This is a genomic window from Baekduia sp. (assembly GCF_035318805.1).
Taxonomy (GTDB): Bacteria; Actinomycetota; Thermoleophilia; order Solirubrobacterales; family Solirubrobacteraceae; genus Baekduia.
This window is the reverse complement of the sequence record NZ_DATHDY010000140.1, coordinates 34,015-54,454: the sequence shown is the minus strand read 5'-3', so window position 1 is coordinate 54,454 and position 20,440 is coordinate 34,015. Positions and strand designations below refer to the sequence as shown.

The 20,440-nt window shown below is 72.6% G+C and carries 20 protein-coding genes; 10 read left to right on the top strand and 10 right to left on the bottom strand.

Annotated elements, in window-relative coordinates; genetic code table 11:
- Window positions 1-12 precede the first annotated feature (12 nt).
- Genes VK501_RS28420 through VK501_RS28410 form a run of 3 tightly spaced genes read right to left on the bottom strand, consistent with a single transcriptional unit; the run spans window position 13 to window position 2,482 of the window.
- The gene (locus tag VK501_RS28420) at window positions 13-702 is read right to left on the bottom strand and encodes an ABC transporter ATP-binding protein (protein WP_324343432.1); all 690 of its coding nucleotides are present in this window, start codon (window positions 700-702) and stop codon (window positions 13-15) included.
- Window positions 699-1,856, bottom strand: a complete 1,158-nt coding sequence (locus VK501_RS28415; protein WP_324343431.1) for a peptidoglycan-binding domain-containing protein — start codon at window positions 1,854-1,856, stop codon at window positions 699-701. The genes VK501_RS28420 and VK501_RS28415 overlap by 4 nt, the downstream gene beginning before the upstream one ends.
- Window positions 1,853-2,482 (bottom strand): hypothetical protein, encoded by a 630-nt coding sequence (locus VK501_RS28410; RefSeq protein ID WP_324343430.1) that lies wholly within the window; start codon window positions 2,480-2,482, stop codon window positions 1,853-1,855. Before VK501_RS28410 ends, VK501_RS28415 begins: the two co-directional genes overlap by 4 nt.
- Window positions 2,483-2,652: 170 nt before the next feature.
- Here VK501_RS28410 and VK501_RS28405 point away from each other — a divergent pair, with 170 nt between their 5' ends.
- Together VK501_RS28405 and VK501_RS28400 are read left to right on the top strand one after the other, a co-directional pair.
- Window positions 2,653-3,303 carry a response regulator transcription factor gene (locus VK501_RS28405; RefSeq protein WP_324343429.1) on the top strand — a complete coding sequence of 217 codons (651 nt, stop codon included), beginning with the start codon at window positions 2,653-2,655 and terminating at the stop codon, window positions 3,301-3,303.
- Window positions 3,300-4,574, top strand: coding sequence for a HAMP domain-containing sensor histidine kinase (locus VK501_RS28400; protein ID WP_324343428.1), 1,275 nt, complete (start codon window positions 3,300-3,302; stop codon window positions 4,572-4,574). Before VK501_RS28405 ends, VK501_RS28400 begins: the two co-directional genes overlap by 4 nt.
- Here VK501_RS28400 and VK501_RS28395 read toward each other — a convergent pair.
- From VK501_RS28395 to VK501_RS28380, 4 genes are all read right to left on the bottom strand, one after another.
- Entirely contained in the window at window positions 4,541-5,266 is a 726-nt protein-coding gene (locus tag VK501_RS28395) for a FadR/GntR family transcriptional regulator (protein ID WP_324343427.1), read from the bottom strand. The two genes, VK501_RS28400 and VK501_RS28395, sit on opposite strands and share 34 nt — an antisense overlap.
- Before the next feature lie 127 nt (window positions 5,267-5,393).
- Window positions 5,394-6,365 carry a nitronate monooxygenase family protein gene (locus tag VK501_RS28390; RefSeq protein WP_324343426.1) on the bottom strand — a complete coding sequence of 324 codons (972 nt, stop codon included), beginning with the start codon at window positions 6,363-6,365 and terminating at the stop codon, window positions 5,394-5,396.
- 25 nt (window positions 6,366-6,390) lie between these two features.
- Window positions 6,391-6,579 carry a hypothetical protein gene (locus VK501_RS28385; RefSeq protein ID WP_324343425.1) on the bottom strand — a complete coding sequence of 63 codons (189 nt, stop codon included), beginning with the start codon at window positions 6,577-6,579 and terminating at the stop codon, window positions 6,391-6,393.
- Between the two features lie 15 nt (window positions 6,580-6,594).
- Complete coding sequence (locus VK501_RS28380; protein ID WP_324343424.1) at window positions 6,595-7,323, bottom strand: FadR/GntR family transcriptional regulator; 729 nt, start codon at window positions 7,321-7,323, stop codon at window positions 6,595-6,597.
- 203 nt (window positions 7,324-7,526) lie between these two features.
- Between VK501_RS28380 and VK501_RS28375 the strand changes: the two genes are divergently transcribed.
- Genes VK501_RS28375 through VK501_RS28360 form a run of 4 tightly spaced genes read left to right on the top strand, consistent with a single transcriptional unit; the run spans window position 7,527 to window position 12,701 of the window.
- On the top strand, window positions 7,527-9,377 hold the full coding sequence (locus VK501_RS28375; RefSeq protein WP_324343423.1) for a hydantoinase B/oxoprolinase family protein: 1,851 nt from the start codon (window positions 7,527-7,529) through the stop codon (window positions 9,375-9,377).
- 12 nt (window positions 9,378-9,389) lie between these two features.
- Window positions 9,390-11,450, top strand: a complete 2,061-nt coding sequence (locus VK501_RS28370) for a hydantoinase/oxoprolinase family protein (protein ID WP_324343422.1) — start codon at window positions 9,390-9,392, stop codon at window positions 11,448-11,450.
- 22 nt (window positions 11,451-11,472) lie between these two features.
- Window positions 11,473-11,925 carry a VOC family protein gene (locus VK501_RS28365; RefSeq protein WP_324343421.1) on the top strand — a complete coding sequence of 151 codons (453 nt, stop codon included), beginning with the start codon at window positions 11,473-11,475 and terminating at the stop codon, window positions 11,923-11,925.
- Window positions 11,925-12,701, top strand: coding sequence for an SDR family NAD(P)-dependent oxidoreductase (locus VK501_RS28360; RefSeq protein ID WP_324343420.1), 777 nt, complete (start codon window positions 11,925-11,927; stop codon window positions 12,699-12,701). Before VK501_RS28365 ends, VK501_RS28360 begins: the two co-directional genes overlap by 1 nt.
- Window positions 12,702-12,719: 18 nt before the next feature.
- Here VK501_RS28360 and VK501_RS28355 read toward each other — a convergent pair whose 3' ends face one another.
- From VK501_RS28355 to VK501_RS28345, 3 genes are read right to left on the bottom strand one after another with little or no spacing between them, the layout of a single operon-like run.
- Window positions 12,720-13,442 carry an ABC transporter ATP-binding protein gene (locus tag VK501_RS28355; RefSeq protein ID WP_324343419.1) on the bottom strand — a complete coding sequence of 241 codons (723 nt, stop codon included), beginning with the start codon at window positions 13,440-13,442 and terminating at the stop codon, window positions 12,720-12,722.
- Window positions 13,443-13,444: 2 nt separating this feature from the next.
- A complete protein-coding gene (locus VK501_RS28350; protein WP_324343418.1) occupies window positions 13,445-15,394 on the bottom strand; it encodes an ABC transporter permease subunit in 1,950 nt (649 codons plus the stop codon).
- Between the two features lies 1 nt (window position 15,395).
- Complete coding sequence (locus VK501_RS28345; protein ID WP_324343417.1) at window positions 15,396-16,277, bottom strand: branched-chain amino acid ABC transporter permease; 882 nt, start codon at window positions 16,275-16,277, stop codon at window positions 15,396-15,398.
- Between the two features lie 209 nt (window positions 16,278-16,486).
- On the opposite strand from VK501_RS28345, the gene VK501_RS28340 reads away from it, so the two are divergent.
- The 4 genes from VK501_RS28340 (at window position 16,487) to VK501_RS28325 (ending at window position 20,436) form a co-directional block, all read left to right on the top strand.
- Complete coding sequence (locus tag VK501_RS28340) at window positions 16,487-17,038, top strand: carboxymuconolactone decarboxylase family protein (protein WP_324343416.1); 552 nt, start codon at window positions 16,487-16,489, stop codon at window positions 17,036-17,038.
- Window positions 17,039-17,132: 94 nt separating this feature from the next.
- Window positions 17,133-18,380: an ABC transporter substrate-binding protein gene (locus VK501_RS28335; protein WP_324343415.1), complete on the top strand. Its 1,248-nt coding sequence runs from the start codon at window positions 17,133-17,135 to the stop codon at window positions 18,378-18,380.
- A 2-nt stretch (window positions 18,381-18,382) separates the two neighbouring features.
- Entirely contained in the window at window positions 18,383-19,501 is a 1,119-nt protein-coding gene (locus tag VK501_RS28330; RefSeq protein WP_324343414.1) for an LLM class flavin-dependent oxidoreductase, read from the top strand.
- Entirely contained in the window at window positions 19,498-20,436 is a 939-nt protein-coding gene (locus VK501_RS28325) for a zinc-binding dehydrogenase (RefSeq protein ID WP_324343413.1), read from the top strand. The genes VK501_RS28330 and VK501_RS28325 overlap by 4 nt, the downstream gene beginning before the upstream one ends.
- Window positions 20,437-20,440 lie beyond the last annotated feature (4 nt).

Below are 20,440 nucleotides of genomic sequence, written 5' to 3'. Positions count from 1 at the left end.
CCCGCGACGCGCTCACGACCGTCCACCCGCGTCGGCGATCACGCGACCGTCGCGCATCTCGACCCGCCGGTCCAGCGCCCGCGCCACGGCGGCGTCGTGCGTGACGACGACGACCGTCGTCCCGTCGCCGGCGAGCTCCCCGAGCAGCGCGAGGATCTCCGCGCCGGTGCGCGAGTCGAGGTTCCCCGTCGGCTCGTCGGCGAGGACGACGGCGGGCCGCCCGACGACGGCGCGCGCGATCGCCACGCGCTGGCACTCGCCGCCCGACAGCTGCGCCGGCCGGTGGCGGAGGCGATGCCCGAGTCCGACGCGCTCCAGCGCGCCGACGGCCGCCGTGCGCCGCTCGGCGGGCGCGACCGCGCGATAGAGCAGTGCCTGCGCGACGTTCCCGACGGCGTCGAGATGGTCGAGCAGGAAGAACCGCTGGAAGACGAAGCCCAGCCGCCGCGCCCGCAGCGTCGACAGCGCGGCGTCGGAGAGGCCCGAGACGTCGTCGCCGCCCACCCGCAGCGTCCCGCCGGACGGGCGCTCGAGCGTGCCGAGCAGGTGCAGGAGCGTGGTCTTGCCCGAGCCCGACGGGCCGAGCACCGCGACGCGCTCGCCGGCGTCGACGTGGAGGTCGACCGGGTGCAGCGCACAGACCGCCGGCGTGCCCGGATAGGTCTTGTGGACGCCGGCGAGATCCAGGAGCGGGCCGCTCACGACGCCGGGACCTCGACGCGCGTCCCGGGCGCCAGGCCCGCACCGTCGACCTGCACGCGCGTGTCGGCGAAGAGCCCGGTGCGGACTGGCACGAGCCGGCGGCCGCGCGCGTCGACGACCTCGACGGCGTACCCGCCGCCCGCGAGCGCGACCAGTGCGCTGACGGGCACGGCGAGGACGTGGCGCGCGCGTGCGCTGGTGATGTCGATGGTCACGGGCGCGGCGTCGACGCTGCGCCCTGCGCGGGCGTCGCGCAGCCGCACGAGCAGGGTCACCGTGGCCGGGGTCGCGCCGGGCGCACCTTGCCCGCCGCCGCCCCCTCCGGCGTCGCCGCTCTGGCCTGGCGTCGCCACGCGCCCCACCGACGTGATCACGCCGCGCGCGGTGGTCGTGCCGTCGGGCAGCGTGACGGTCACCGGGTCGCCGCGGTGCACGAGGTACCCGAGGGTGACGGGAAGCGGCGCGCGCACCTGGCGCACCGTGGTCGTGGCGGTGAGGATCGGTTGCCCGGGCTGGGGCGCGGTGCCGAGGCGGGCGGCGACGTGCCCGACGCGCACCGGTCCTGGGGCGTAGGCGATGTCGCCGGGTGCGACCGCGCCGGTCGCGGTCACGCCGGCCGCGGTCTGCCAGCGCCGGACTGCGGCGGCCGTCTGCCACGTGAAGTGCCGGTCGATCGTCACGACCGACCGGTCCGCGTAGCCGAGCCGGACGAGGTTGGCCTCCAGCTGCGCGATGTCGCGCCCCGGCACCACCCCGAGCGCGAGCGTGCGCCAGGCCGGGCGGCGGCCGAAGAAGAGCGGGACGGCGCGGCCATCGACCTCGTAGAGCCGCCGCCCGCGCCGGATCACCGTATGCGGCGACGGCAGCCAGGTGAACGCCGATCCGGTCCCGGCGCCGACGACCGTCACCGCGCCGGCGAAGCCGAGCGCGCCGGTCACCTGCGTCGTGGTCGCGAGGTCGGTCCGCACGACGGCGGCCGTGACGACGTGCGCGGTCGAGGCCGGCGGCGTCCCGTCGCGCGTGGCACGGGCGACCGCCACGATCCCGGCCGCCACGAGCGCGGCGGCGGCCGCCACGCCGAGGCCGATCGTCAGGACGCGTCGCCGCGTGCGCGCGGCAGGCGCCACCTTTGCCTCCTCCAGCTGCCCGCTCATTCGTGGCCGCCGAGGCTGGCCAGCGACGAGGCCTTCATCTCGGCGTCGATCGCCTGGAGGCAGGCCTGCCGGAACTCCTGGAAGCCCGGTGAGGACTTCCCATCCGGGAGCTCGTCGGGAGAGTTGCCGAAGCCGTGTCCCGGCGTATAGGGCGATCGCGCGGTGGGGTCCTTCTTCCTCGGGAGGCCGTGGGCGCGCGCGCACTGCGCCGTCTTGACGCCGGCCCGGACGAGCTCCGGCGGTGCGGGCGGCTGGCGCTGGGGGTCGAGCCGCGCGGCGGTCAGCGCGCGCTTGCAGGCACGTTGGACGGCCTGGCGCACCGGGTCGGGCGCGTCCTGGAAGGACCGCTCGTCGGTGAACACGTCGCCGGCGGGCGTGATGACGGGGTCCTGATAGGCCGGGATGCCGTGGCTGCGGATGCACTTCACGGCGGCCTGCACCGCCGCGCGCGACCCTCCGTGGTTCGAGCGGGACGCGGCCGCCGCGGACCCGCCGGGCACCGTCGGGACCGACGGGGAGGACGGCGACGAGCCGCAGCCGGCGGCGCCGAAGGCGGCCGCGGCCGCAGAGACGAGGAGCGTGGCGGTCACGGCGCGGCGGCCGGCGACCCGGAGCGAGCTGATCATTGTGCCGTTCTATGGCGCGGGCCATGACGGGAGCCCAACAGGCATGGCACATCGGAGGGCCGTCGAACGGCGCTGCGCCAGGGTCCACACCGCGCCCGGCGGCCCCCGCACCGGTCGCCACCACGCAGCGTGTTATCCCGCTGTCACCTGCGACCCGGGAACATGGCGCGATGCGCGTTCTCGTCGTCGAAGACCAGCGGGCGCTCGCCGACCGCATCGGTGAAGGGCTGCGCGACCAGGGCATGGCGGTCGACGTCGCCTACGACGGCGCCGACGCGCTGCGGGCCACGGCGCTCACGCGCTACGACGTCGTCGTCCTCGACCGCGATCTCCCCCGCGTGCACGGCGACGCGGTCTGCGCGAGCATCGTCGGCGGCCCTACCACCGCGCGCATCCTGATGCTGACCGCGGCCAACACGGTCGACGCCCGCGTCGACGGCCTCGAGCTCGGGGCCGACGACTACCTCGGCAAGCCGTTCGCGTTCGACGAGCTCGTCGCCCGCGTCCGCGCGCTCGCCCGGCGGACGCCCTCGACGCCGCCGATCGTCACCCACGGCGATCTCGTCGTCGATCGCGCACGCAGGCGGGTCGGGCGCGCCGGGCGCCCGATCACGCTGACCCGCAAGGAGTTCGGTGTCCTGGAGGCGCTGCTCGACACCGACGGCGCCGTGGTCAGCGCCGAGGAGCTGCTCGAGCGCGTCTGGGACGCGAACGCCGACCCGTTCAGCAACACGGTGTCGGTGACGATCGGCCGGCTGCGACGCAAGCTCGGCGAGCCGCAACTGATCGAGACCGTCGTCGGCAGCGGGTACCGGCTGTGAGCCTCGCGCGCCTGCTCGCGGCCACGCGGGCGATGCTCGGCCGGCGAACCGTCCGGCTGCGGCTCACCCTGCTCTACACGGTGCTGTTCGTCTCGGCGGGCGCGGCGCTGCTCGGCGTGACGTACGTGCTGGTGGCGCAGTCGCTGCCCAGCGACGGGAAGGTCGCCGTGGGCGTCGACCCGAAGCTGACCGACATCTGCCGGGTCTCCGACGCCCCGGCGTTCGACCCCAACCTGCAGGCCAAGTGCAAGGCCCTGGTCGCCGCGGGCATCCAGGCGGGCGCGGCCACGCAACGCGACGACACGCTGCGCAACCTGTTGATCTACTCGCTGCTGGCGCTTGCGGCGATGACGTTCGTCGCCGCCGGGCTTGGTTGGGTGGTCGCCGGCCGCGTGTTACGCCCGCTCCACGCGATCACCGCCGCGGCACAGCGGGCGTCACAGGACACCCTCGGCGAGCGCATCGCGCTCACGGGTCCCGACGACGAGCTCAAGCAGCTGGCCGACACGTTCGACGCGATGCTCGCGCGCCTGGACGGCGCGTTCGATGCGCAGCGGCGCTTCGTGGCCAACGCGTCGCACGAGCTGCGCACGCCGCTCACGCTCATGCGCGCGGCGATCGACGTCACGCTGGCCAAGCCCGACCGCATGCCCGAGCAGCTCGAAGCGATGGCCGTCGAGGTCCGCGGCGCGGTGGACCGATCTGAGGCGCTGATCGACGGTCTGCTGACGTTGGCCCGCAGCGACCGCGGCGCGGCCGCGCGCGAGCCGCTCGACCTCGCGGCGATCGTCGAGGACGCGCTCGATGTGGCGGCCGCTCACCGGGACGAGGACGTGCACGTCACCGTCGACGCGGCGCTGGCCGACGCGCCCACGGTCGGCGACCGCGTCCTGCTCGAGCGCCTGGCCGCCAACCTCATCGACAACGCAATCGCCTACAACATTCCAGGCGGCTGGGTTCGCGTCGCCACGGGAACCACCGAGTCCACGACCTTCCTGGAGGTCAGCAACAGCGGAGCGCCGATCGCCCCGGAGGACCTCCCGGCGCTGTTCGAGCCGTTCCGGCGCCATGACGGACGCGCCGGCGCGCCGGCGGGCGTCGGGCTCGGGCTGTCGATCGTCCACGCGGTCGCGACGGCTCACGGCGCCCGCCTCGACGCCCGGGCGCGGCCGGAGGGCGGGCTTGAGATGGCGCTCGTGCTGGCGCGCAGCGTAGGAGCGCCGTCGCCCGCCGACCATCAGCTGACGACCTCGATCGGCACCGCGTCGTAGTTGACGTAGGGCTGGGACTTGTTGAGGTGGTCGCGCATTGCGCGCGTCACGACGTCGACGTCGCCGGACTCGATGAGCTTGGCGATGCGACGGTGCGCGCGGACGACCTGCCGCTGGCTGGCCGCGTCGGGATAGTCGCCGTCATCGACCGCCTTCTCGGCCCACAGGCGCTCCTGTGACGCCCACACGCTCTCGAGGGCGCCGGCCAGCAGCGTGATCGTGGTGTTGCCGCACAGCTCGACGATCGCGGCGTGGAACGCGAGTGCGCCGCTCGTGAAGTCGGTCGCTGCGCCGAGCTGCGCCTCGTTCTCGTCGATGAGCTCGGTCAGGCGCGCGACGACCTTCTTGCGCGCCCGGTCCGGCAGCGCCGCCGCCAGGGCCGCGCAGGCCGGCTCGAGGACGGAGCGCGCGGCGGCAAGGTCGTCCAGCGTCGTGGCGTGCGACTGGAGCGTGAGGCCAAGGTGATACGCGGCGCTGTGCGCGGTGGGGCGCATCACGACCGCACCGCCGACCTTGCCGCGGCGGATCCGGATCAGGCCCTCGGTCTCGAGGATGCGGATCGCCTCGCGCAGGCTCGGCCGGCTGACGCCGAACTCCGAGATCATCTGCGCTTCGCGGGGAAGCGAAGCGCCGTCGTCGAGCTCGCCCGTGATGATGCGGCGGCGCAGGCGGTCGGCCACCAGCTCGGCCATCCGTGGCACATGGGGAGGGGGAGTCTTGACATTCGAATCATTGGTATCCATGGGCCAATACAAAGTATCGAACCCCCAGGACCGCGCCGGCCCTTCGGTCCGTGCGCTCCGCGACGATCGGCGTGGCTCAGGCGAGCACGTCGCGCAGGCGCCCCTGGACGGTGGCGGCCGCCTCGCCGACGATGCGCTGCACGAGCTCGGCCACCGTCGGCACGTCGTGGATCAGCCCTTGCGACGCGCCCGCCCACCAGATCCCGCGGTCGGTGTCGCCCGTCGCGTAGACCTCGCGGCCACGGGCGCCGGACACCAGATGGCGCACGTCGTCGAACGTCCCGCCCGTGCGCTCGATCTCGAGGACCCGTTGGCTGATCGCGTTGCGAGCGACGCGCGCCGTGTTGCGAAACGGACGGAAGATCACGTCGGAGTCGCGCTCGTCGTGGGCGACCATCCGCTGCTTGACGTCGTGATGGATCGGCGACTCGGCGGTGCACATGAAGCGGGTCCCCATGTTGACCCCGTCGGCGCCGAGGGCGAGGGCGGCGACCAGCCCGCGGCCGTCGGCGATCCCGCCCGACGCGATCATCGGGATGGTGATCCGGTCCGCTGCGGCGGGGATCAGGACGAGGCCCGGAACGTCGTCCTCGCCGGGGTGGCCGGCGCACTCGAAGCCGTCGATGGAGATCGCGTCCACGCCGATCCGCTGGCCCTTGACCGCGTGGCGCACCGATGTGCACTTGTGCACCACCTTGACGCCGTGCTCGCGGAAGTGGACGAGGTGCTCCTGCGGGTTGAAGCCGGCGGTCTCGACGACGGTGATCCCTTCGTCGACGATCGCCTGGCGGTAGCGCTCGTACGGAGGCGGGTCGATCGACGGCAGGATCGTGAGGTTCACGCCGAAGGGCCGGTCGGTCAGCGTGCGCGTGCGCTCGATCTCGCGGCGCAGGTCGTCGGGCGTCGGCTGGGTGAGCGCCGAGAGGAACGCCAGGCAGCCGGCGTTGGCGGCCGCGGCGACGAGCTCGGCCCGCCCGACCGCCTGCATCCCGCCGAGGACGATCGGGTGCTCCACGCCGAAGGCACGGGTGAACGGAGTGTCGAACATCAGCTGCCGGCCAGGTGCCGGGCGATCACCCATCTCGGCACGTCACCAGAGCCCGGGATCGTCCCGCCGCCGGAGGCCGCCATCCGAAGCCGTCGATCCGGCCCAGCACGACGTAGCCGCGCCCGTCGAGGCGCAGCAGCGACGAGTAGTCGGGAACCTCGCTGTGGTCGAGCAGACGCGCGGCGACGACCCCGAGCGCGAGCACCGGGCGCACCGCGTCTACCTCGGCCTAGGTCCCCAGCACTTCGATCGGTACCCCGTCGTAGTTGACGTACGGCTGGGACTTGGCGAGATGCGCGCGCATCGTCCTGGTGGCGCCATCGACGTCGCCGGCCTCGACGAGCTTGGTGACGCGGCGGTGCGCGCGGATGACCTCGCGCTGCTGCGCGGCGTCGGGGTAGGCGCCGTCGCCGGCGGCCTTCGCGGCCCAGAGACGCTCCTGGGAGCTCCAGACGCTCTCGAGCGTACCGACGAGCAGCGTGATCGTCTTGTTGCCGCAGTGCTCGATGATCCCCGCGTGGAACGCGAGCGCGCCCGTGGTGAACTCGTAGTCGGAGCCCAGTTGCTTCTCGTTCGCGTCGATCAGCTCGTTCAGGCGGGCGACGACCTTCTTGCGCAGGCGGTCGGGGAGCCCGGCGGCCAGCCCGGCGCAGGCCGGCTCGAGGACTGCCCGCCCGACCGCCACGTCGTCCAGGGTGGTCGCACGCGACTGGAGCGTGAGGCCGAAGTGGTAGGCGGCGCTGTGGGCCGTCGGGCGCATCACCACCGCTCCGCCGATCTTGCCGCGGCGGATGCGGATCAGGCCCTCGGTCTCCAGGATCCGGATGGCCTCGCGCAGGCTCGGCCGGCTGACCCCGAACTCCGCGATCAGCTGCGCCTCGCGGGGCAGCTCGTCGCCGTCGTCCAGATCCCCGCTGATGATGCGGCGCCGCAGCCGGTCGGCCACCAGCTCGGCCATTCGCGGTACTCGCGGCGGCGCCGCCTTGGCATGGGAGGTATTCGGAGCCATGGAAAGACCGAACGTACCGCACTCCCTATGTGAGTGCGCAACCGTTGTTCGAGCTTGACACCAGAGGTGGCAATTCTATAAAACCTATACATCTATAGAACGACAACGAGGGGCGCCGTCTGCGGCCCCGGCCGTACGACGCAGGAGTGCCCATGTCTTATGAGTTGAACCGCCGGCTCGCGGAGCGGCGTGATCCGCTGCCCACGACCCAGACCGAGGTCGATCCCGTGACGGCAGGCATCATCCGTGGAGCGCTGGAGACGACGTGCTTCGAGGTCTGCACGCACGTCTCGCGCACGGCCACGTCGTCGATGATCAACCAGTCCAACGAGCGCAACGCGGCGATCATCGACGCACACGGGCGGATCGCGGGCCTGTCGATCGGGATCCCGCAGCTCATGGTCGTCTCGGCGCTGCCCGTGCGCTACGTCCTCGACCTCCAGGAGCGCGACGACTGGGGCCCCGGGGACGTGTTCATCGCCAACGACCCGTACCACGGCGGCGGCCACCTGCCCGACTACGACGCGCTCGCACCGGTCTTCGACGAGAACGGCCAGCTCGTGTTCGTCCAGGCCATCCAGGTGCACCATGGGGACACGGGCGGCAAGGATCCCGGGGGCTTCTCGCCCGACGCCATCGACGTCAACGCCGAGGGCCTGATCATCCCGGTCGTCAAGCTCGTCGAGCGCGGCAAGCCCCGTGAGGACGTGCTGGAGCTGCTGTTCGCCAACAACCGGCTGCCGTCGTTCTCCGGCGACATCTGGGCGCAGATCGGGGCGGCGCAGCTCGGGGTCCGCCGGCTCGAGGAGCTGCTCGCCCGATACGGGGCCGACACGGTCCGGGCCGCGGTCAACTGGAACATCGACCACACGGAGAAGCGCGTGCGCGAGGTCGTCGCCGGGTGGCCCGACGGCGAGTACACCGGTGAGGTCTACATCGACCACGATCCTGCAGGCAACCAGGACCTGGTCGTGCGCTGCACGGCCACGGTCGCCGGGGACTCGCTCAAGCTCGACTACACCGGAAGCGACTCCCGGCCCGAGCTGACGCTGTGGAACACGTTCTCCAACTCGCGCGGCTACGGCCTGGCGCAGCTCGCGGCGATGATCGATCCGACGATCCCGAAGAACGAGGGTCTCTTCAACGCGGTCGACGAGATGATCATCCCGGAGGGCTCGATCCTCAACCCGCCCGAGGGCAAGCCGGTGGTGCTCGGCGCGTTCCACCCCGCGGTCGAGATCGGCGAGGCGCTCTGCGTGGCGCTGGCGGGCGTCGTGCCCGAGCGCGCCGGGCCGCAGGTCTACAAGATCGGGATGCCCAACGTCCTCTACGGCTTCGACGCGGCCGGGCAGATGTGGCTCGACCACGGCGTCGACACGCGCTCCTCGGACTGCAACGGCGTGCAGGGCCTCGACGGCTGGGGCGCCAACTCGGCGTCGCTGGGCAACCTGATCCTGCAGACCGCCGAGGAGCTCGAGACGCGGTTCCCGGTGCGGATGGTCAGCCGGGAGCTGACGATCGACTCCGCCGGCGCCGGCAAGTGGCGCGGGAACCCCGGCAGCCTGAACGTCAAGCAGTCGCTCGCCGACGCGTTCGGCAGCGCGTTCATGGTGGCCAAGCGCCATCCGCTGCGCGGCATGGCCGGCGGCGCCGACGCGTCGCCCTACGGCAACCGCTTCCTGGTCGGTACGCCCGACGAGTTCGAGGTCGATCTGGCGGTGTCCAACATGCCGCTGCCCGACGGCGCGATCACCGCCTACCAGTTCGGCGGCGGCGGGGGGTTCGGCGACCCGTTCACGCGCGACGCGCAAGCGGTCCTCGAGGACGCGCTCGACGAGATCGTGAGCATCGAGGGCGCCGCGCGGGACTACGGCGTCGTGCTGACCGGCAGCGTCGAGGACCTCAGCCTCGCCATCGACGAGCAGGCGACCGCCGAGCTGCGGCGGCGCGCCGACGCACACCCGGACGCCGAGACCCGGCCCGCCGCCGGCGCGCGGGCCTGAACGGAGATCGACATGACGTACTCCATCGGCATCGACATCGGCGGCACCTTCACCGACTTCGTGATCCTCGACGACCACGGGATCGGGCTCGACAAGGTCCTCAGCACGCCGGCCGATCCATCGCAGGCGGTGATGGCCGGCCTGGGGCAGCTGGCCGAGGCCCGGGGGCTGGAGCTGCACGAGCTGCTCCCCCAGGTCGACCGCGTCGTGCACGGCACGACGATCGCCGACAACGCCCTGATCCAGACCAAGGGCGTCAAGACCGGGCTGCTGACCACCGACGGGTTCCGCGACGAGTTGGTCCTGCGCCGTGGCTTCAAGGAGGACATCTGGGACCCGCAGTACCCGCCGCCGCCGGACATCGTCCCGCGTCGCCGGCGCCTGGGCGTGATCGAGCGCCTGGCCGCAGACGGCGAGGTGGTCACGCCGCTCGACGAGGACTCTGCGCGCGCGGCCATCCGGCGCCTGAGGCTGCAGGAGGTCGAGTCGGTGGCCATCGTCACCCTGTTCTCCTACGTCAACGCGGCGCACGAGCAGCGGCTGGCCGAGCTGGTCGCCGAGGAGATGCCGGGCGTCGACGTCTCCCTGTCGCACGAGATCATGCCCAAGGCGCCGGAGTTCGAGCGCGTGAGCACTACGGTCGTCAACGCCTACGTCGGGCCACTGGTCACGCGCTACCTCGACCGCATCGTCGAGCAGCTCGGTGACCGGGTCGCCCTGCTGGTGATGCAGTCGACCGGCGGCGTGATGACCCGTCCCTACATACGTCGCCGTCCGATCCAGGTGCTCGCCTCCGGGCCCGCGGGCGGCGTCATCGGCTGCGCCGCGGTGGGTCGTGCGAAGCAGCAGGAGGACCTGCTCTGCGTCGACATGGGCGGCACGAGCTACGACGTGAGCCTCGTGAAGGGCGGCGAGGCTCCGGGCGAGCCGGGCTGGAACTGGCACCACCGGTTCCTCTGCGGCCTGCCGATGATCAGCGTCACGACGCTCGGAGCAGGCGGAGGCTCGATCGCGCACGTCGAGTCGGGGGCGCTCGAGGTCGGACCGCAGAGCGCGGGCGCCGAGCCCGGCCCCATCTGCTACGGCAACGGCGGCACGCAGCCCACGGTGACCGACGCCAACCTCGTGCTCGGCCTGCTGTCGGCCGACGCCGCGTTCGCGGGCGGGAGCATGTCCCTGTCGATGGCCGGGGTCCGCGAGGCGTTCGCCGAGCAGGTCGCCGCGCCGATGGGCCACGACTCGGTCGAGCGCGCGGCCTCCGACGTCCGCCGGGTCGTCAACGCCAACATGTCGCAGGCCATCCGCCGCCTGACGGCCGAGCGCGGGGTGGACCCGACGACGCTGACCATGGTCGCCTACGGCGGCAACGGGCCCGTCCACGCATGCGTGCAGGCCGAGGACCTCGGCATCCGCCGCGTCATCGTCTCGCGCCACTCGGCGGCGTTCTCCGCGCTGGGCCTGCTGACGGCGGACCCGACGATCGACGAGGAGCGCTCCTACCTCACGCCCTCGCCGGACGTCGCCCGGGTCCGCGACCTGTGGAGCGGGCTCATCGATGGGGCACGCGCCTACTTCGTCGAGGGCGGTTTCGGCGATGGAAGGCTCCGCTACGACTTCCAGCTCAACTTCCGCTACCCGGGGCAGAACTGGAGCCTGGCCGTCCCGGTCGCCCAGCGCGAAGGCAGCGCAGACGTGAGCTGGTTCGACGAGGCCGCCCTCGCCGAGGCCGTCGCCGGGTTCCATCGCATCCACGAGGAGGAGCACACGTATGCGCGGCACGGCGAGACGCCGGAGCTGACCAGCGTGCGGGCGATCGTCTCGACCCCCGTCCGGCACCCCGATCTGGGCGGCGCCGGCACGCCGGGCACCGACACCACCATGTCGGGCCGGACGCGCCGCGCCGACCTCGGCGCCGGCTTCTGCGAGGTGGCCGTGCACGACGGCAGCACGCTGACCCCCGGCGCAAGCGTCGCCGGCCCGGCCATCGTCGAGGAGCAGTTCACGACGATCGTCGTCAACGACGGCTGGACCGCCACCGTCGATGCGGTCGGCGACTACGTGCTCGCGCGCTGAATCAGATCATCGAGGAGAGCCCATGCCCAACGTCATCCATCACACCGCCGTCTGCGTCACCGACATGGACACCAGCCTGACCTTCTACCGCGACGGGCTCGGGATGGAGGTCACCGTCCAAGGCGCCTTCGACGGGCCCTGGAGGGAGTTGTTCGCAGGCCCCGAGGACCGGCTCAGCATGGTCATGCTCGGCGACCCGGGCAACCCGGCCGCAGGCACGATCGAGCTCGTCTCGTTCGAGGGCGACATCGAGCCGGCGACGGCGCCGGTCGTGCGCGAAGGGTTCTTCCTCGTGTCGCTGTACTGCGACGTCGACCAGACGCTCGAGCGCCTCGCCGCGCTCGGCCACTCCGACCACGAGCGCATCGAGCTCGAGACCCCGCACGGCACGCTGGTCATGGGGTCCGTCCGCGATCCGGACGGCATCCTCATCGAGCTCATCGACGCGAGCGTCGGCGCTCAGGTCACCGGCTGATGCGCGCCCTGGTCACCGGCGGGTCGTCGGGCATCGGCGCGTCGATCTGCGCCCGCATCGTCGCCGACGGCGGCACCGCCATCAGCCTCGACGTCAACCCGCCGGCGGCCGGTGCCGGCGCCGGGTTCGTCGCCTGTGACGTGACCCAGGAAGCGATGGTCGTCGCCGCCGTCGCCGAGGCCACCGAGCGGCTCGGGGGCCTGGACCGGGCGTTCCTCAACGCCGGCATCGGCGGCGTCGGGGCGATCATGGACCTGACCGCGGAGGCGTGGGACACCATGCACGCCGTCGACCTGCGCGGAGTCTTCCTCAGCCTGCGGGAGTCGGCCCGGGCCATGCTCGCCGGCGACGGCGGCTCGATCGTCGTGACCAGCTCCATCTCGGGCAGCCTCGCCGACCGCCGGATGAGCCACTACAACAGCGCGAAGGCCGGGGCCAACCACTTCGCGCGGATCGCGGCGGCCGAGCTCGGCCCGCGGGGCATCCGCGTCAACGTCATCGCGCCCGGGACGACGCAGACGCCGATGGCGGCCACCACCGACGAGACGCTGCCCGGCTACCGCGCGGCCGTGACCGCGCGGACCCCGCTCGGCGGGTTCGGCGATCCCGATCTCGTGGCGGAGGCGGCCGTCGGGCTGTCCAACATGCGCTGGGTGACCGGCCAGATCCTGGCGGCCGACGGTGGCGTCTCGCTCTCCAGCCCGATCGACGTCGAGGACTTCCTGCCGGCCGAGGCCAAGCCCTGGATGGCGGTAGCCGGCGACGTCGAGCGGTGACGGACCGATCCGGAACGCTCAGTTGAGGTAGGCCGCGTGGACGATCGCGGCCAGCCCCGGATCGTCGCCCGTCGTCGTGTGGACGATGCGGCCGTGCTGGAGGACATGCAGCTCGTCGGCCGCCGCCTGGGCGACCTCCAGCCGCTGCTCGACGAGCAGCACGCCGATGCCCTGCGCGCACACCTCGCGGACGATGTGGATCACGCGGTCGACGAGGATCGGGGCCAGGCCGTTGGTCGGCTCGTCGAGCATCAGGACCTCCGGGTCGCCCGCGAGCGCACGGCCGATCGCCACCATCTGCTGCTGGCCACCGCTCAGCGTCCCGGCGGGGCGCTTGAGGACGTCGTGCAGCTCGGGCAGGACCTCCAGCGCCTTGGCGACCGCCGCGGCGCGGCGCGGGCGGGCGGCCGCCAGCGCGCCGACGTGGAGGTTCTGGGCCACCGAGAGGTCCGAGAAGACGTGGCGGCCTTCGAGCACGTGGCCGAGACGCAGCCGGGCCCGCTGCGGCGCGGTGACGCGCTGCAGCGAGCGGTCGCCGAGGGCGATGACCGAGCCTCGCCCGCAGGGGATGAGGCCGCCGATGGCGTGCAGCGTCGAGCTCTTGCCCGCGCCGTTGGCGCCGACCAGGCCGACGCAGCGCCCGGGCTCGACCGAGAGCGAGACGCCCGCCACGGCGTGCACCGCGCCGTAGTTGACGTGCAGATCCCGGACCCGGAGCCCGGACGTGGTGGTGGCCGGCATGGTCACTGTTGGATCCCCAGGTAGGCGACGCGGACCGCTTCGGCCTGGTCGAGGTCTTCGGGCGGTCCCTCCCAGAGGAGGGTCCCGAGGTGCAGGACGACGACGCGGTCCACGAGCCGTCGAATGAGATCGAGGTGGTGCTCGACGATCACGACGGCGGTGCCCTGCTGCGCCAGCGCCTTGGCGGCGCGCTCCAGGGCCTCCATCTCGCCCGCCGAGAGCCCGGCGGCCGGCTCGTCGAGGAGCAGCACCCGTGGCACGTGCAGGACCGACATGGCGACCTCCAGGAAGCGGAGCTGCCCCTGGGCCAGCGTGCCGACCGGGCGCTCGAGCGTCGCGGGCTGGTCGATGTCCAGGCCGCCCATGCGCAGCAGCGCGGCGGCCGTGTCGACCGCCTCCTGCCGTCGCTCGTCGCTGCTCTGTGCCACCTCGCTGCTGGCGATCGCCAGGTGCTCGCCGATGCTGAGCGTCGGGAAGGTCTTCGGCGTCTGGAACGTGCGGGCCAGCCCCTGGCCGGCGATCCGGTGCGGCGCCGTGCGCGTGATGTCGTGGCCGCCCAGGCGCACGCTGCCCCCGCTTGCGGGGTACATGCCCGAGGCCACGTTGAGCAGCGTCGTCTTCCCCGAGCCGTTGGGGCCCACGAGCCCGACGACCTCGCCGGGGCGGATCTGGAAGTCCACGCCTTCCAGCGCCTTGACCTCGCCGAAGCTGCGGCTGACGCCCTTCAGCACGAGCACCGGGTCGGCGCCCGCCGTCGGCCCCCCGCCGGCATCCAGGTCGGGCAGCGCGCTGTTGGGCCGGGGCGTCCCGAGCTCGCCGAAGGGGCGCGGGCGCGACGGGCGGCCGCCGCCCATGATGCCGCGCGGCAGCACGAGCATCATCAGCACGAGCAGTCCGCCGTAGACGAACGTGTTGACGTGGGGCAGCGACGCCAGCCAGCTGGGCACCAGCGTCAGGACGAGCGCGCCGACCACGGGCCCCAGCCGGGAGCCGGCCCCGCCGAAGACGACCATCACGAGAAACAGGATCGACAGCGCGGGGGAGACCGACGCGGGCGTGATGACGAAGGACAGGTAGCCGAACAGCGCGCCGGCCAGCGCGCCGATCGCCGAGCCGATCGCGAAGGTCTCCATGCGCACGCGGTAGGTCGAGATGCCCGAGGCCGCGGCGCCGATGGTCTCGTCGCGGGAGGCGATGGCCGCCAGGCCGCGCGCGGACGACCGGTACCACCAGTGCAGGAGGTAGGTGGCCCAGCCGACGGCGAAGATGACGATGGCCAGCGCGCTCGCCGAAGCGACGCCGTCGCCCCACGAGAAGCGCATGACGATGTTGACGATCCCGCTGGTGCCGCCGGTCAGCTTGTCGAACTGCAGGATCATGTCGCCGACCACGAGGACGGCGCCGAGGGACACCATCGCCAGCGCGATGGCGCCGAGCCGGCCGGCCGGCGCCCCCATGAGCAGGCCGGCGGCGAAGCCCACGGCGAGGGCGACCGGCAGCGTGGCCCAGACCGGCCATCCGTGGTGGGAGGCCAGGATGGCGGTCGAGTAGACACCGAGCGCGTAGGACGCGCCGTGACCGAGCGAGAGCGCGCCGCCCAGCCCGCCCGGGATGTTGAGGCCGAGCGCGGCGATCGCGTAGATGCAGGCGAGCTGGGCCAGATACAGGTTGTAGGAGTTCGACGACGCGGTGAGCGTCCACAGGACGAGCACGACCAGCACGAGGCTCGCGTGGATCAGGGGGTTGCCGGCGGCCCGGGTCAGCCAGTCCGGGAGGCGGTCCACCTGCGCACGGCCCGCGGCCCGTGCCTGCCCGAGCCGGTGGCCGATCTCCCGAGCGGCAGCGGCTCCCGGGAGCCGGTGGTCGTGACCGTCGAGGGCGATCGGGCCGCGGGCGACGTCCACGAGCTCGGGTCCGTCCTGGGGCCTGGTGGGGTCACTGCTCGTGGGCACGTCAGACCGCCCGCAGGGCCGGACGGCCGAGCAGTCCGTGTGGCCGGAGCAGGTACAGGACGAGCAGGCCCCCGAACAGCGTCATGTTCACGAACAGCGAGCCGATGTAGACCCCGGCGGCCTGGCTGCCGATCCCGATGACCATGCCGCCCAGCAGCGCCCCCGGGACGCTGCCCAGGCCCCCGAGACTCGCCGCGACGAAGCCGTAGAAGAGGTAGCTGAGTCCGAGGTCGGAGGACACGAGCTGGCTCGGAGCCACGAGCAGGCCGGTGATCATCGCCACCACGGCGGCCGCGCCGGCGGCGATCTGGGACATGCGGTCGCTGCGGATCCCGATCGCCGTGGCGCCTAGGAGGTCCTGGGAGACGGCGGCGAGCCGGAGGCCGAGGTCCGTGCGCGATTGCAGGAGGCCGAGGAGGGCGGCCACGACCAGCGCCGCGGAGATGAGCGCGACGTCGGCCGGCGTGGTCGTCAGGCCGAGGACGTGGATCGGGCGCGCGCTGAGGCCGTAGGCGAAGGAGCGGCTCTCGCCGTGGAACGGGATCGCGAGCAGCTCGGCGAGGATGACCGAGCACCCGAGCGTCGAGACGATCCACGGCAGCGCGGAGCCGGCCTTCAGGAACGGGCGGATGGCGATGCGCTCCTGCACCAGGGCGAGCGTCAGGGTGGCCACGACCGCCAGCACGTAGGCCAGGACGACGGGCAGCCCCCACTTCTCGTGGAACACCAGGACCCCGATGGGGGCCACCATGACGAGGTTGCCGTGCGCGAAGTTCAGCACGCCGGTGACCCGGAACAGCAGGGCGAAGCCGATGGCGATGAGCGCGTAGAGCGCTCCGCTGGACAGCCCGGGAACGATGACGTCTTCCAGGAACCGATGCACTGCGTTCTCCTCGTCTGCCGCCGACCCGGGTCCAACGATCTATAACTTCTAAAGGATTGGGAACGCCCGGTCAAGTCCGGGTGAATGTGCGGCGCGTCGCCGACATTCGCGACGAAGGTTGCATTTCAATGCTCTGAAGGATTAGCATCATATGCATACCGGACCGGTGACCGGTCTGCCCGTTTCGACGCGTTCCCAGGAGGCGCACCATGACCCGCATCGCCCCGGTCCCTGAGGCGGAGCTCAGCGACTACTTCCGCGACCTCGTCGCCAGGGACGAGGCCGAGGGCCGCGACTCGGCGCTCAACGGCGTGATGGCGCATCACGCCGCGTTCTTCGAGCAGTACTTCTCCTTCTTCTACCCCGCACACGAGCAGGGCGTCCTCGACACGCGGATCAAGGAGATCGCGCGCCTGGAGGTCGCCCGGCTCAACAACTGCACCACCTGCCTCATGGCGCGCTACGCGTCGGCGACCCGTGACGGGCTCGACGAGGACCGCATCGCGCAGTTGGATCTGCCGGAGGCCGAGCGCGACCTCGACGACCGTGAGCGGCTCGCCGTCGAGTTCGCCGACCGGATGGCCTATGACCATCAGCGCATCGACCAGGGGTTCATCGATCAGCTCGCGGAGGTCTTCAGCCCTGCGGAGATCCTCGAGCTGGGGATGATGATCGGCCAGTACCTCGGGTTCGGGCGGCTCCTGGTGGCGCTCGACATCCACGAGTACTCGCCCGTGACCTTCGTTCCCGGCCTCGGCTGATCGCGCGCGCCATAATATTTACATGATTTAGCGGATGACGTTAGTGTGTCGCGATCGGGCGCATCGGGTGCCCGTGAATGGAGGAGAGGGTCGTATGGGAGTCAGAGGAGCATGGTTTGCCGGCTGTGCCGCGCCGCTCGCGGTCGGGCTGGCGTTCACGCTTGCGGCCTGCGGCGGGAGCGATTCGTCGAGCGCGGACGCGGGCAGCGCGACGTCGAGCGGCTCGAGCAAGCAGGTCGTGAAGATCGCCGGCATCGTGCCGCTCAGCGGTCCGTACGCCGCGGCGGGCACCGGTGCGATCAACGGCATGAAGGCGGCCGTGGAGTACCTCAACGCCGGTGGCACCACCAGCGGCTCCAGCTACAAGCTGGACACGCTGGACGACCAGAGCGACCCGACCAAGGCGGCGCTCGCGACCCGCAAGCTCCTCGGCAGCGGAACGGTGATGGCCATCCCCGTGGGCACGCCCGGATCCGGAGCCGCGACCCAGCCCATCCTCAACCAGGCCAAGATCCTCTTCGGCGGCCCGAACTCGATCGAGCTCAACCCGGCCGACATGAAGCCCGGCGGCGCCGACCCCCTGTCCTTCCAAAGCGGTCCGAGCCTCGGGCAGTTCGCCGAGGCGCAGATCCGCTACGCGGCGGAGACGCTCAAGCTCAAGAAGGTCGGTCAGCTGTATGAGGCCGACGCCGTCGGCAAGGTGTTCGTGGCCAGCGCCCAGGCGGCCGCCAAGAAGTACGGCGTCCAGCTCGTGACCAAGTCGTTCCAGCCCACGCAGACCGACGTGACCGCGCAGCTGCGCTCGCTGCAGGGATCAGGAGTCCAGGCGCTCGCGCTGTGGGCCTATGGCACGCCACAGGTCTCCGCCGTGCAGAGCCTCGGCAAGATGACCTGGCGGCCGGACGTCCTCTCGACGCTCGGCGGCGCGTCGCCGTCGGTGGTCGCGCTCGTCCGTCGCCAGGCGCCGGACCTCCTGGGCAAGATCGTGCTTGGCCCCATCGCCACGACCTACGTGGCTCCCAAGGGCCAGGCGCCGGAGAACACATTGGCCAAGGCCTACGGGACGGCGCTGCAGAAGGTGACCGGCAAGGCGATGACCGGCGACGACCTGGTGGGCATCTACACGTTCGACGCCATCGTGTCGCTCGATCGCGCCATCGAGCGGGCCAAGACGCTCGACACCGCGAAGCTGGCGACCGCGATGTCGGCCGCGCCGCCGATCGACAGCTCCTCGGGCCCGGTCGCCTGGGGCCAGGACCGCTCGGCGGGCACGCCCGATGCCGGCATCGGCATCTTCCGCATGGACTCCGACCTGAGCCACGGCTCGGTGCAGGCGCCCTAGTCATGGATCTCGGCCTGTTCATGATGCCGGCGCACCCGCCTGAGCGTTCGCTCGGAGAGGCGCACGCCGTCGACCTGCAGACGCTGGCCCACGCCGACCGGATGGGCATCCGGGAGGCGTGGATCGGCGAGCACTTCACCCAGCCGTGGGAGCCGATCTGCGCCCCGGACCTCATGATCGCCCAGGCGCTCATGCAGACCGAGCAGATCGTCCTCGCGCCGGGGGCGCACATCCTCCCGTACCACCACCCGGCCGAGCTGGCCCATCGCGTCGCCTATCTGGATCACATCGCCGGTGGCCGTCTCATGCTCGGCGTCGGCAGCGGCGGGACGCCCACCGACTGGACGCTGTTCGGCATCGACGGCCCCGGCGGTCAGGGCCGGCGCATGATGTGGGAGTCGCTGGAGATCATGGAGCGGCTGTGGACGGAGTCCGAGCCCTTCACGATCGAGGGCGAGTTCTGGACGGTCAACCAGCCCGAGGCGATCCTCGACGGCGGCATGCGGCCACACATCCGCTGCTTCCAGGATCCGTATCCGCAGATCGGCATCGCCGGCCTGAGCCCGGCCTCGCCGACGCTGCACCAGGCCGGGCGCCGGGGGCTCATCCCGCTCAGCCTCGGCCTGAGCTCCCGCTACCTCGCGGGGCACTGGGCCACGATCCAGGAGGGAGCCGAGGCCGTCGGCCGCCACGCCGACCCGGCACGCTGGCGGGTCGGTCGCGAGGTCCTGGTCGCCGAGACCGACGCCGAGGCCCGGCGGCTGGCGCTGGACGGCATGATGGGCCGCATGGCGCGGGAGTTCCTGATCCCGTCCTACCAGGCCTTCGGCTTCCTCGAGTTCGCCAAGGCCGACCCCGAGCACGCCGACGCCGACGTCACGCCCGAGTACCTGCTCGACCACGGCTGGCTCGTCGGGTCGCCCGACACCGTGGCCGCCAAGATCACGGAGCTCGTCGAGCAGATCGGGCCGTTCGGGGTCCTGCTCGCCAACAGCTATGACTACGGTGACGACCAGGACGCATGGGACCGGTCGCTGACGCTGCTGGCCGAAGAGGTCCTCCCGCAGGTGAGCGGCCTGTCGCCGTCCCCCGACCGGGGGCTCAGCGCAAGGGCCGCATGATCCGCGGGCTGATCGCCACCGGGGCGACGGACGGCGGACCGCTCGTCGCCGTCGCCGAGCTCCCCGAGCCCACCGCGGCCGCCGACGAGGCCGTCGTCGCCGTCGAGGCGAGCTCCGTCAACCACGGCGAGGTCGAGTGGCTGACGCAGGCCGCGCCCGGCTGGCGGCCCGGCTGGGACGTCGCCGGGCGCGTCCTGCGCGCGGCGCAGGACGGGTCGGGCCCGCCGGCCGGGACACGCGTCGCCGGCTTCCTGCCGCAAGCCGCATGGGCCGAGCGGACGCTCGTGCCGGGGCTGCGCCTGGGGGCGCTCCCCGAGGAGCTGCCGGCGGCCACCGCGGCCGCGATCCCGGTCGCCGGGCTCACCGCGCTGCGTGCGCTGCGGGAGGCCGGCGCGCTACGCGCCGGCTCCCGCGTCCTGGTCACCGGCGCCGCGGGCGCCATCGGCCGCATCGCCGTGCAGCTCGCGGCCCGGGCGGGTGCCGAGGTCACGGCGCTCGTGCGGGCGGGCGGCCACGCCGAGGCGCTGACGGCGCTCGGCGCGGCCGCCGTCGTCGAGGGCACCGGCGCGCTCGACGGGAGCTTCGACGCGATCCTCGACGGCGTGGCCGGTCCGGTGCTCGGCGCGTGCCTGCCGGCCGTCGCGCCCGGCGGCAGCGTCGTGCTGTACGGCGACGCGTCGCACGAGCCGACGACGTTCGCCTCGGGCGAGCTGTTCCTCACCGCGCCGGGAGCGCGCATCTGCGCGCTGCGCATGGATGCCAGCCCGCCGCAGGACGGGTTCGCGGCGGACCTGTCCGAGCTCGCGGCCCTCGTCCGCGACGGCGTCCTCGACGTCGAGGCGGCCGATCCCGTCGACTGGCGGGAGGCCGGCGACGCGATCGCGGCCTCACGCTCCCGCCGCCCCGCCCGCAAGCCCGTCCTCGTCTGGAGCTGAAGAC

Coding starts and splice junctions, on each gene's coding strand:
- VK501_RS28415 (WP_324343431.1), bottom strand. CDS start 1,856: ATGAGCGGGCAGCTGGAGGAGGCAAAGGTGGCGCCTGCCGCGCGCACG.
- VK501_RS28410 (WP_324343430.1), bottom strand. CDS start 2,482: ATGATCAGCTCGCTCCGGGTCGCCGGCCGCCGCGCCGTGACCGCCACG.
- VK501_RS28405 (WP_324343429.1), top strand. CDS start 2,653: ATGCGCGTTCTCGTCGTCGAAGACCAGCGGGCGCTCGCCGACCGCATC.
- VK501_RS28395 (WP_324343427.1), bottom strand. CDS start 5,266: ATGGCCGAGCTGGTGGCCGACCGCCTGCGCCGCCGCATCATCACGGGC.
- VK501_RS28390 (WP_324343426.1), bottom strand. CDS start 6,365: ATGTTCGACACTCCGTTCACCCGTGCCTTCGGCGTGGAGCACCCGATC.
- VK501_RS28380 (WP_324343424.1), bottom strand. CDS start 7,323: ATGGCCGAGCTGGTGGCCGACCGGCTGCGGCGCCGCATCATCAGCGGG.
- VK501_RS28375 (WP_324343423.1), top strand. CDS start 7,527: ATGTCTTATGAGTTGAACCGCCGGCTCGCGGAGCGGCGTGATCCGCTG.
- VK501_RS28370 (WP_324343422.1), top strand. CDS start 9,390: ATGACGTACTCCATCGGCATCGACATCGGCGGCACCTTCACCGACTTC.
- VK501_RS28365 (WP_324343421.1), top strand. CDS start 11,473: ATGCCCAACGTCATCCATCACACCGCCGTCTGCGTCACCGACATGGAC.
- VK501_RS28360 (WP_324343420.1), top strand. CDS start 11,925: ATGCGCGCCCTGGTCACCGGCGGGTCGTCGGGCATCGGCGCGTCGATC.
- VK501_RS28355 (WP_324343419.1), bottom strand. CDS start 13,442: ATGCCGGCCACCACCACGTCCGGGCTCCGGGTCCGGGATCTGCACGTC.
- VK501_RS28340 (WP_324343416.1), top strand. CDS start 16,487: ATGACCCGCATCGCCCCGGTCCCTGAGGCGGAGCTCAGCGACTACTTC.
- VK501_RS28335 (WP_324343415.1), top strand. CDS start 17,133: ATGGGAGTCAGAGGAGCATGGTTTGCCGGCTGTGCCGCGCCGCTCGCG.
- VK501_RS28330 (WP_324343414.1), top strand. CDS start 18,383: ATGGATCTCGGCCTGTTCATGATGCCGGCGCACCCGCCTGAGCGTTCG.
- VK501_RS28325 (WP_324343413.1), top strand. CDS start 19,498: ATGATCCGCGGGCTGATCGCCACCGGGGCGACGGACGGCGGACCGCTC.